This is a genomic window from Halomonas sp. AOP43-D1-4 (genome assembly GCF_052446175.1).
Taxonomy (GTDB): Bacteria; Pseudomonadota; Gammaproteobacteria; order Pseudomonadales; family Halomonadaceae; genus Vreelandella; species Vreelandella citrativorans.
In genome coordinates this window covers 176648-186452 of the sequence record NZ_JBQSVY010000006.1, presented here as the reverse complement: position 1 = coordinate 186452, position 9805 = coordinate 176648, and the positions used below count along the sequence as shown (strand labels likewise).

At 48.8% G+C, this 9805-nt stretch carries 12 protein-coding genes and 1 pseudogene; 11 read left to right on the top strand and 2 right to left on the bottom strand.

Features of this window, described 5'->3' with window-relative positions; genetic code table 11:
- Nucleotides 1-31: 31 nt before the first annotated feature.
- The 4 genes and pseudogenes from ACT3RQ_RS08580 (at nt 32) to rho (ending at nt 3758) form a co-directional block, all read left to right on the top strand.
- A complete protein-coding gene (locus tag ACT3RQ_RS08580; protein ID WP_193092533.1) occupies nt 32-472 on the top strand; it encodes a YtoQ family protein in 441 nt (146 codons plus the stop codon).
- 529 nt (nt 473-1001) lie between these two features.
- Nucleotides 1002-2138, top strand: a complete 1137-nt coding sequence (locus ACT3RQ_RS08575) for a PIN-like domain-containing protein (protein WP_444680314.1) — start codon at nt 1002-1004, stop codon at nt 2136-2138.
- Between the two features lie 179 nt (nt 2139-2317).
- A pseudogene (locus tag ACT3RQ_RS08570) lies at nt 2318-2713 on the top strand (GFA family protein).
- Nucleotides 2714-2798: 85 nt separating this feature from the next.
- Complete coding sequence (gene rho / locus ACT3RQ_RS08565) at nt 2799-3758, top strand: transcription termination factor Rho (RefSeq protein WP_444680313.1); 960 nt, start codon at nt 2799-2801, stop codon at nt 3756-3758.
- A gap of 134 nt (nt 3759-3892) precedes the next feature.
- Here rho and ACT3RQ_RS08560 read toward each other — a convergent pair whose 3' ends face one another.
- On the bottom strand, nt 3893-5080 hold the full coding sequence (locus tag ACT3RQ_RS08560; protein WP_444680312.1) for a DEAD/DEAH box helicase: 1188 nt from the start codon (nt 5078-5080) through the stop codon (nt 3893-3895).
- Between the two features lie 222 nt (nt 5081-5302).
- Between ACT3RQ_RS08560 and sugE the strand changes: the two genes are divergently transcribed.
- Complete coding sequence (gene sugE / locus ACT3RQ_RS08555; protein ID WP_444680311.1) at nt 5303-5620, top strand: quaternary ammonium compound efflux SMR transporter SugE; 318 nt, start codon at nt 5303-5305, stop codon at nt 5618-5620.
- Nucleotides 5621-5749: 129 nt separating this feature from the next.
- Here sugE and soxR read toward each other — a convergent pair whose 3' ends face one another.
- Nucleotides 5750-6229, bottom strand: a complete 480-nt coding sequence (gene soxR / locus ACT3RQ_RS08550) for a redox-sensitive transcriptional activator SoxR (protein WP_444640952.1) — start codon at nt 6227-6229, stop codon at nt 5750-5752.
- A gap of 95 nt (nt 6230-6324) precedes the next feature.
- On the opposite strand from soxR, the gene ACT3RQ_RS08545 reads away from it, so the two are divergent.
- The 6 genes from ACT3RQ_RS08545 to ACT3RQ_RS08520 all read left to right on the top strand — a co-directional run bounded on the left by ACT3RQ_RS08545 (nt 6325) and on the right by ACT3RQ_RS08520 (nt 9768).
- Entirely contained in the window at nt 6325-6750 is a 426-nt protein-coding gene (locus ACT3RQ_RS08545) for a VOC family protein (protein WP_444680310.1), read from the top strand.
- Nucleotides 6751-7051: 301 nt separating this feature from the next.
- Entirely contained in the window at nt 7052-7798 is a 747-nt protein-coding gene (locus tag ACT3RQ_RS08540) for a class I SAM-dependent methyltransferase (RefSeq protein WP_444680309.1), read from the top strand.
- A gap of 63 nt (nt 7799-7861) precedes the next feature.
- A complete protein-coding gene (locus tag ACT3RQ_RS08535; RefSeq protein WP_444680308.1) occupies nt 7862-8308 on the top strand; it encodes a GNAT family N-acetyltransferase in 447 nt (148 codons plus the stop codon).
- A 13-nt stretch (nt 8309-8321) separates the two neighbouring features.
- Nucleotides 8322-8597, top strand: coding sequence for a putative quinol monooxygenase (locus ACT3RQ_RS08530; RefSeq protein WP_444680307.1), 276 nt, complete (start codon nt 8322-8324; stop codon nt 8595-8597).
- Nucleotides 8598-8777: 180 nt separating this feature from the next.
- Nucleotides 8778-9200: a tetratricopeptide repeat protein gene (locus ACT3RQ_RS08525; RefSeq protein WP_444680344.1), complete on the top strand. Its 423-nt coding sequence runs from the start codon at nt 8778-8780 to the stop codon at nt 9198-9200.
- A gap of 85 nt (nt 9201-9285) precedes the next feature.
- Nucleotides 9286-9768, top strand: coding sequence for a YehS family protein (locus ACT3RQ_RS08520; protein WP_087107629.1), 483 nt, complete (start codon nt 9286-9288; stop codon nt 9766-9768).
- Nucleotides 9769-9805 lie beyond the last annotated feature (37 nt).

Sequence of the window (9805 nt, the reverse complement as noted above, 5' to 3'; positions counted from 1 at the left end):
ACACTCAACACGTGATTATCAGGAGAGCGATATGAGCTTTTACGTTTATTTATCTGGCGAGATCCATACCGACTGGCGAGATGAGATCCAGCGCGGCGCAGAAGCCGCAGGCTTGGATATCGTCTTCACCGCCCCAGTCACCGACCACGACGCCAGTGACGCCGCAGGCGACCACCTTGGCGAGCAGAGCAACCAATTCTGGCGCGACCACCAATCCTCCAAGGTCAACGCCATCCGCACCCGCACGCTGATCGAACAAAGCGATTTAGTCGTGGTACGCTTCGGCGACAAGTACAAGCAGTGGAACGCCGCGTTTGATGCGGGTTACTGCGCCGCACTCGCCAAGCCCTACATCACACTGCACTCTGAGGATATCGTTCACCCTCTGAAAGAAGTGGACGCCGGTGCGCAAGCCTGGTGCACCACCACCGAGCAGGTAGTCGAAACCCTCAAGTACGTGTTGAAAGCATAAACCCGCCAAATATACTGCAGGCCCAAAGTGGCCTGCAGAATTCCTGCCTCTGAGTCACTAGGTTTTGTGGGAGCCCGCTTTAGCGCGCGAAAGATTCCACCCAAGCTTTATCACTCCGTAGCGTGGCGTAACGTTTGGCGAGGCACGAGCCAATAAGGCACCCGCGAAGGGCAGCGCTAGCTGCCCCGATGCTAGCGCTCATGCAGCCTTTTAACTCAAAAAACTGACATCAGATTTTCCTCACCGCGGCCTATTCTTCCCAGTGACCTCGCTGCACTACGACCTATTGCTGACTGCTGTCATGAAATTACTACGTGACCGAAGGTAAATTTGTGAATAGAGTATAATTGAAGTGAGCAAAACGAGCGGGCACGCGAATCATAAATATACTGCCTGAGAGTTTTGAGAAACTATATGAAGCAGTGAGTTATGGCTTTTGTGTAGGCTGTATAACATCAAGGAATGTGCTGGCACGTTTATTGATGTTACATGGCTGGGCGTATAATCACTGTTCAATGATGGAGATAATATGAAGGACCTTTTTCCCGGCCACTTTAAAGAAAGTGAAAAGAATTTAAAGCAGGTGTGGGATTCTTGCATTTTTGTATTTGATGCAAATATATTGTTGAATTTTTATAGGTATTCTGATTCTACTAGACGCGAGTTTCTTCAGCTTCTTCAAAAAATACAAGAGCGTGTATGGCTGCCTCATAGAGCTGCCGAGGAATATTTAAATAATCGACTATCGGTAATTGATCAACAAGAACGCTCATATGACGAAACGGCTAAAGCTATAAACTCTTTAAGGAGTGATTTGGATAACGCTCGTCAACACCCCTTTGTTAGTCAGCAGACAATGAATCAAGTCAATAAAGTCTTTGACCTTCTTTGTAATGAGTTGTCAGAAAACAAAGGGGTTCACACCAAACGTATTTCTAATGATGAAATTAAAGAGTCTATTTCTTCCATATTTGAGAATAATGTAGGGCAGCCATATTCTAGAGAAGATCTAGAAAAGTTGATTGTTGATGGCGAGGAACGTTATAAGCAAAAAATTCCACCTGGATTTAAAGATGGCACCAAATCTGGAGATAGCGATGTATTCACAGAGAAGTGTCGCAAATATGGAGATTTGATCGTTTGGAATCAGGTTATCGACAAGTCAATTGAAGCCAAAAAGGGCATAGTTCTTGTAACTGATGATAAAAAGGAAGATTGGTGGGAAAAATTTAAAGGAAAGACTGTTGGCCCCAGACCAGAGTTGGTGAAAGAATTTAAAGATAGAGCTGAAAATACATTTCACATGTATCAAGCAGATAGGTTTCTTGAGCTAGCAAGAGAGAATTTGAATGAACAAGTTAGTGATGAAATTGTCGAGGAAATAAGAGAAGTTAGAAGACGAGATAAGATTGCTTATAAGAAAATGAAGGAAATGGAGTTCATGAAAAGAAGAAAATTAAAAGTGCATCACCTTATGGATGAGCTTGAACAGGTTCGTCATCAAATGATGTCATATGAAAAAGAAATGAGCATGCTGCAAGAAAAAAGTACGCAAAATTTCGCTCATTTGTTGCCTTCAAAGGTAAGCCAAAACATATCCATGAGTGGTTGCTCTATTCTTGCATTTCAGAGTTTGAGTCAAGAAAAACGATTCGACTGTCAATAAGGAAATTTAAAGAACAGCAGCGTGGCTCAACAGTATAAAAAAGCGTTTAAGACAGATTTCGCAACGCCCGCCATTTTTAGCTCAAGCTGAGTTTTTTGTTTACGAAGCAATGGTTTTGATTAGGCGGTAGACGTCGCTCACTACTTAGCGCGGTGTTATCAAATAGTGAGTTGAAAAAAATGACCCTATCAGGCAGCTGCCTCTGTGGCGGCGTCCAATACGAAATAACAGGCACCCTGACAGACGTTTACCACTGCCACTCTCGATGTGCCGCAAGCTACACGGCCGCTTTTCGACCCTGTGCCAAGGTACAGGCCAGTGACTAGCGAACCGTCAGGGGAGAGGAGCTAATTAAAACCTACGAGTCGTCACCCGGTGAGTTCAAGGTGTTCTGCTCGACCTGTGGTTCCAGTATTCATACCCGGTTCACTGAAAAGCCGGAGATTTACGCGCTTCCCCTTGGCACCCTCGATACCGATCCCGGTGTGCGTCCAGGCCGCCATGTGTTCGTGGGCAACAAGGCGCCGTGGTTCGAAATTACCGATGAGTTACCCCAGTTCACTGAAAACGGTTAAGGCAGTGTTGCTCGCACTCAATACCATTTTCAAAGCCCAGCCGTTACTCTATGCACTCAGCTTACCCAGGCGAACCACCAATCTTATGACGAGAAAAACACTAAGCTTGAAAGTCAAAAGGCAGCAAGAGACTAAGCCCACTGAAGAAGTTGAAGATCAATTCGCCGATGACCCCGAAAAACGCTTTCTAAATGGCGTCGCCATCCATCCTTCCCCACGCATTCATTTAGAGCTTGGTTCCAACCAGCGCAGCGTGCGTGCGATGGATTTGATTACGCCCATAGGGATGGGCCAACGTGGCTTGATCGTCGCACCGCCAGGCTCCGGCAAAACGACGCTGTTGAAACATATCTGCCAGGCCGTGGCTGAGGCGCACCCGGATATCAAGCTGTATGCCTTGCTGATCGATGAGCGCCCGGAAGAAGTGACGGACTTCAAACGCAGCGTGTCGGCAGAGGTACATGCCTCATCGTCAGACGAAAGCTACACACACCATGTGCGTATGGCCGATAAGCTCCTTAAAACAGCGCGCAAGCAAGCGGGTGAGGGGCACGATGTGATGATCGTGATCGATTCGCTGACTAGGCTTTCACGCATTCATAATGCCGAGCAGCGGGGCAATGGTCGTACCATGTCCGGCGGGCTGGATAGCCGGGCGATGGAAATACCCCGAAAGCTGTTTGGCGCCGCGAGGAAGATCGAAAACGGCGGGTCGCTCACGATTCTGGCCACCGTGCTGGTGGATACGGGAAGCCGTATGGATCAGGTGATTTTCGAGGAGTTTAAGGGCACTGGCAATATGGAGATCGTGCTGTCACGCGAGGTGGCCAATCAACGCATCTTCCCAGCGATAGATATTGCCAAAAGCAGTACCCGGCGCGAAGAGCTTTTGATTGATGCAAAAGACATTGAAAAAGTACGCACACTGCGTAGAGCGTTGACCCAGCTTAAGCCAGTCGAGGGGGCGCAGAAGTTGTTTGAACTCCTGGAGAAATATCCAACCAATGCCGAGCTATTGGACGCGTTTTCACCAGGCTCCGCCTAGTCGTTAGCAAGACCTTTAACGGCTACACTGCTTACCCATGATTTGTTTAAACAGGCCTTAATTGCAAACGCCTTTAGCAGAGAAGCCCACCTTTTATTCGTTAAGAGGTGAGCTTCATTGGCAAGGTTTAACGATTACTTTTTCTTAAAATTCAGGTTTGAAGCGGGCACTACTTTTCGAACCGGAAAGCCTTCAATTTCTTTGCGCTCAATGATGCTGTTTAACCGCCTTTCAATGGCGCAAAGATTTTTAAAGTCAGCCAAGGCGACAAACGAGATGGCTTCACCAGAGGCACCCGCACGGCCAGTTCGGCCAATACGGTGAATGTACTCTTCTGGCTGAAAAGGTAAATCGTAATTCACCACTCGGCTTAGCTCGCCAATATCCAAGCCCCGTGCGGCAACCCCCGTGGCGACCAGGTACTTTAGCTCGCCAGATTTGAACTGGGCCAAAATCTTTTCACGCATGGCCTGGCTTCTGTCGCCATGAATGGAATCCGCTTTGATGCCACGTTTTGCAAGTTGGTCAACCAGCTTGGCCGCGCCGTGTTTTTTCTCGATAAAAATAAGCGCTTGATCCCACGCTTGCTCGTTAATCAGGTGGCTTAGCAGGGCGGACTTGGTGTCTTTGTCTACGGTGATTAGCCACTGTTTGATATTAGCGGCGGCGCGAATGTTGGGAGAAATGGATATTTCAGACGCCAGGTCGGTCATCTTGCTGTCTGAAAAACCGTAGGCCAGCGCCCGAACATCGCCATTCATGGTGGCCGAAAACAGCAGGTTCTGACGGTTTTCAGGCAGGCGCTCGATGATTTTGTTGATATCGTCGACAAAACCCATGTCGACCATTCTGTCCGCTTCGTCCAACACCATGGCGTTGAGTTCATCAAAGTGCAGTGCACGCTGATGCGCCAAATCCAGCAATCTGCCCGGTGTGGCGACAAGAATATCAACCCCTTCAATCAAGCGCTCTTTTTGAGGTTCGCTATCAACTCCCCCATACACCGCCATAGACGTTAAGTGCAGGTGTTTAGCGTATTGAGCCACACTGGCTTCAACCTGAACCGCTAGCTCACGCGTCGGCACCAGGATCAGTGCACGGATGCGTTTGCCGCGAAGCGTTCCCGCTGTACTGAACCGTTCTAGCAGAGGCAGAACGAAGGCAGCGGTTTTGCCAGTTCCGGTTTGTGCGGTGGCGATTAAATCGTTACCCGAAAGAATGGCCGGGATCGCCTGTTCCTGAATGGGCGTTGGCGTTTTGTAACCTAGCTCGGTAATCGCTTGAACAAGAGGACTGGATAATCCTAGTTTTGCAAAGGGCATGGGAAGCTCTGACGGTGTGTCGTAAGGGGGGCGAAATGAAAATATGGTGCAGTATAACTTAGTGCTTGTAGTAGCGCTGATTTACCGTGTTGCGTGAACTTTGCACATGCCTTGCTGCTCCGCATTCAAATTCCGAATAGGGCGGGCTGACCCGCAACGCCGTGCGCCATTATGAGATAATCGAGTCAGAGAATTGATTACGCAATCGATGAAGAGGAATGCATGAGCTGGTTTATATTGTTTGTAGCGGGCCTTCTGGAGATTGGCTGGGCCATCGGGCTGAAATATTCGGTGGGCTTTACAAAACTCTGGCCGACCGCCTGGACGCTACTTTCGCTAGTGACGAGTTTTCTACTGCTGGGCCTGGCGCTGAAAACCCTGCCCGTGGGTACCGCTTACGCGATATGGGTAGGGATTGGCGCAGTGGGAACAGCCATTTTAGGCATCGTGCTGTTTGGCGAATCTTTGGGCGTACTCAAACTAATGAGTTTAACGCTGATCGTTGCGGGGCTTGTCGGGCTTAAACTTGCCCACGCCTGATATCCATGGAAGCCGCTAGTGGCTGCCCGTTCATTAAGCGTACCGGGGCGTGCTACCCGAAAGGCCACCGGGAGTACGTTGTTGAAAGTACGTTGTCGAAATCTGCTCTGTTAATGCCAGCGTTATTGTTCATGACGCTTGATCGTGTTCATCACCGGCAGCCCGCTCCTCCGCCTGATCCAACAGTACTGGGCCACTACCCGCCTCCGCCAACTCATCATCTGGGTTATACAGCGGGCAGCGGGTCATGCTTAAACAGCCGCAGCCGATACAGCCGCTGAGGTTATTGCGCAGCGTTTGCAGGTAGGCAATGCGGCCATCTAGCATGCGCTGCCAGTTCTTGGAAAGTTGCTGCCAATCTTCCACCGTGGGCGTGCGGTTATTGGGCAGTGACTCGAAAGCTTGCTTGACCTCGTCCAGGCTGACGCCCACTTTTTGCGCGGCTTTAATCACTGAAATGCGCCTTAGCACCTCCGGTTTATAGCGGCGTTGGTTGCCCGCATTGCGCGAGCTTTGAATTAGTCCCTGCTGTTCGTAGAAGTGCAGGGCGCTGATATTAATGCCGCAGCGCTTGGCGACTTTGCCGACACTCCAGTTTGCCTCTGCCATTCTTGCTCCCGTTTTTCTTCTGGTTCAAAAAAAGCTTTACCTCAACTTGGGTTGAGGTTTTAACCTTTTATCCGAACCCACGCAAGGAGAACAATATGCACCTGGAACACGTGAATCTGGTCGTTGCTGATATGAATGCCATGCTGGAGTTTTACCGCGCTGCCTTCCCACACTGGCATATACGCGATGAGGGGCAGGGTGAGTGGTACGGCAAGCCACGCAAATGGATGCACTTTGGTGATGACAAACATTACCTGGCGTTAAGCGATCATGGAGAAGGACAGAACCGAGCGCTGGAAGGCCATAGTGTGGGCCTGGCCCACTTTGCCTACGTGACCGATAACCTGGATGCCGTAGTGGCTCGATTAAATAACGCGGGCTTTGCCGTTGCCAAACCGGGTGCCACCGAGCCGTTTCGTAAAAACGTTTACTTCGTTGACCCTGCGGGGTTTGAGGTGGAGTTTGTTGAGTATCTGAGCGACATCCCGGCAGAGCGTAATTTAAACCGTGATGCGCTGTAATCAGCAGTGCAGTACTGTGTAAAGATGATCGGCTGCCTGGAATGCCCGTGGCGAGCTGCTTGCTCAATTGCACCCAGAAGCCATATCGCTTTTCGCGCCAAAACACACAATGAAGTTAATGCTTTCTACGAGGCAGCAATAAAGTGTGGTGGCAAATGCAATGGCGTGCCGGGTTACAGGCCTAACTACCATGCAAACTATTATGCAGCCTTTATTCTCGAATTGGATGGCTACAATATAGAAGCTGTTTGTCATCAATAAGTACGCATCCAGTTAACAATCAGCCGCACAGGGAGCACACATGGCCCAGTACTTCACTGAGGTTGGCGCGGGGAAGCGGTATGACCAGTATCGACCCAAAACCCATCAGGCTGTCGTTCAAAAAATGCAGCAGCATATTAAGGGTAGGCGCTTTGAACGCGTGGTTGATGTGGCGTGTGGTACCGGTGATTCTACCGTTCCGCTGCTGGCGTTTGGTCACAACGTTATGGGGATTGATTCATCCGATGAGATGCTAGCCATAGCGCACAAACGTGGTCTCTCTGTGAGAAAAGCGGACTACTCTGATCTTCCCCAACAAGGTCGCTTCGACCTCATTTCTACGTGTATGGCGTTTCATTGGTTTGATGGCGCGCGGGCGATTGCCTCTTATAAAGCTGCGTCTAGCCCTGGGGCTGTCTGGCTCATCTATGATTTCGCATTCGCGGGCCATACCACCTCTGAACAGTTTAATCATTGGCTTCGTAACGAATATTTTAAGCGCTATCCCTCACCGCCACGTAATCGATTTGATGATATGAAACTGGCCGATGATGAAGAGCTTTCCGTTATTGCCAGTGACTGCGGGTGGTTACCCGTAGAATTTACGCTTGAGCCGCTGATCGGCTATTTGTCTACCCAATCCAATATCGAAGAAGCGACGCGTACCGGCAAAAAACTTGATGCGATAGCTGCTGAATTGCGTCAAGAACTTTCAGGAATCGACATCACGGGGGCGTTTAAGTATGCCTACTCGTATGAAATTTTGGAGTACATGGGTAACCAATAAGGGCTGCCATGAATGCTGTAACTCAGCTGTACTAATCTCCATCGTTATGGGCTTGAGATAAGAATGGACTATCTAGAAGTCAATGCCAGTGACGTTCCCACCCAGCTTTTACTGGAAGCCGATCCTTCTGAACAGAGCATCGCATCTTATCTGGAAGGCGCTTGGTGCTTCGCGGCAAAGCTAAACGGAAACGTCGTTGGTGCCTGTGTCACAAAACCTATTAACACCAACATCGCTGAAATATTTAATATCGCGGTTTACCCGGAATTTCAGCAGCAGGGCCTTGGTTCTGGGCTGTTGAGCTTTGCCTTGTCTGAGCTGAAAAGCAAAAAAATACAGCGTGTGGAATTAAGCACTGGCACTTTTGGATATCAGCTGACCTATTACCAACGCCATGGGTTTAGAGTTGATCATGTGGTTAAAAACTATTTTTTGAATAATTACCCTGAGCCGATTCTTGAAGATGGCATACAGCATCAAGACGCGTTGCGGCTGTACGTAACGCTATAAAAAGGTGAGTTCAGTGGCAAAAGTAACCTTAAAAGGGTTTATCGAGGTTCCCGGTGGCGATCTTGATGGCGTGCAAGCCGAACTTAACACTCACCGCCAACTTACTCTTGAGGAGCCAGGCTGCATAACGTTTAAGGTTACTCAAGATAAAACTGACCCGTGCCGTTTTGATGTTTATGAGGAATTTATTGACCGCAAAGCCTTTGAAGAACATCAACAGCGGGTGGCAAGCTCTGACTGGGGCAAGCTAACCCGTAACGTGAAACGTCATTACGAAGTGTTTGAATAGCCTGAGTCGAATGGCTATTTTTCAATCGCCAACTCGACTTTACTGTCGTAAAAGCCTTCAAGAGAGCGCTTCATGGGTATAATGCGCCCCATCGCCAATTGCCGTAGTGTGGGCGCGCATATCGGGTCGTATCGGCGAGTTTATCAGTCGATTCTCATTTTACTGTTGAAGGTAGCTGACGTGATCAATACCAAAATTTACAAGGCCGTTTATGAGTTGGCTGAAAAACTGATGAAGGCGGCTGAGAAGGAGGATCGAGAGGCGTTTGATTCGCTTTATGCAGAGCTGAACGCCATTTGTATCGAGCATGAAGATACTGATAAGGATCATCCAGAGCAGTGGGAAACGTTGGCGGATTTTACCGAAGAGCTGGATGACGCGCTGGTGATGTATGAAAAGGCGCTTCACAAAGCCGAGGTCGCCAATGCTAAAGACCACCTGTCGTCTATCGGTTTTTCAATGGCGACCCTGCAGGTTGAGTTGGGCCAGGAAGAGGCTGCTATTCAACATCTGCAAAATGCCAAAATCAGCGCCAACAAGATTGAAGATAAAGATTTGAAAGCAGAAATTGATGAGCTGCTTGAAAAACTGACAGCGAAATAGCGGGCTTTGTTGTTACCATGATGATCTTGATAAATGCACATCCAACGGGATTGTGCTGGGTTTTCCTAAGACCAGGAGCTGTCGTTTGACCAATAATGATATTTTTCGCCGTATCCGGTACTGCTTTGATTTAAAAGATACTGCCGTATTGAAAGTTTTCGCGCTGGCAGAGTTCACTGTATCTGAGGAGCAGGTGTCCGGGTGGCTGAAAAAGGAGGAAGACGAAAAATTCCTCAAGATGAGAGACCGCGAGTTGGCCGCGTTTCTTAACGGATTTATTAGCTATAAGCGTGGGAAGCGCGACGGCGAGCAGCCCGCGCCAGAAAGTAACTTGAACAACAATATGGTGTTCCAGAAGCTGCGCATTGCGCTGAATTTAAAAGCCGACGATATTTTAGCTATTTTTGAGCAGGCTGAGTTTCGGTTAAGCAACCATGAGTTAAGCGCTTTCTTTCGTAAGCCTACGCATAAAAATTATCGCGAGTGTAAAGACCAGGTGTTGCGTAATTTTTTAATGGGTCTTCAGTTCCAGCAACGCCCTGAATCCAAGGGTTCAGAAGAAGTCTGAGGTTGTCACGCCGCTGTGATTTACAGGGCTCAGAAGT

Excerpts from the sequence above, each read along its gene's own strand:
- rho (WP_444680313.1), top strand. The coding sequence starts at position 2,799 with ATGACGAGAAAAACACTAAGCTTGAAAGTCAAAAGGCAGCAAGAGACT.
- soxR (WP_444640952.1), bottom strand. The coding sequence starts at position 6,229 with ATGGCAGAGGCAAACTGGAGTGTCGGCAAAGTCGCCAAGCGCTGCGGC.
- sugE (WP_444680311.1), top strand. The coding sequence starts at position 5,303 with ATGAGCTGGTTTATATTGTTTGTAGCGGGCCTTCTGGAGATTGGCTGG.
- ACT3RQ_RS08535 (WP_444680308.1), top strand. The coding sequence starts at position 7,862 with ATGGACTATCTAGAAGTCAATGCCAGTGACGTTCCCACCCAGCTTTTA.
- ACT3RQ_RS08545 (WP_444680310.1), top strand. The coding sequence starts at position 6,325 with ATGCACCTGGAACACGTGAATCTGGTCGTTGCTGATATGAATGCCATG.
- ACT3RQ_RS08560 (WP_444680312.1), bottom strand. The coding sequence starts at position 5,080 with ATGCCCTTTGCAAAACTAGGATTATCCAGTCCTCTTGTTCAAGCGATT.
- ACT3RQ_RS08580 (WP_193092533.1), top strand. The coding sequence starts at position 32 with ATGAGCTTTTACGTTTATTTATCTGGCGAGATCCATACCGACTGGCGA.
- ACT3RQ_RS08575 (WP_444680314.1), top strand. The coding sequence starts at position 1,002 with ATGAAGGACCTTTTTCCCGGCCACTTTAAAGAAAGTGAAAAGAATTTA.
- ACT3RQ_RS08540 (WP_444680309.1), top strand. The coding sequence starts at position 7,052 with ATGGCCCAGTACTTCACTGAGGTTGGCGCGGGGAAGCGGTATGACCAG.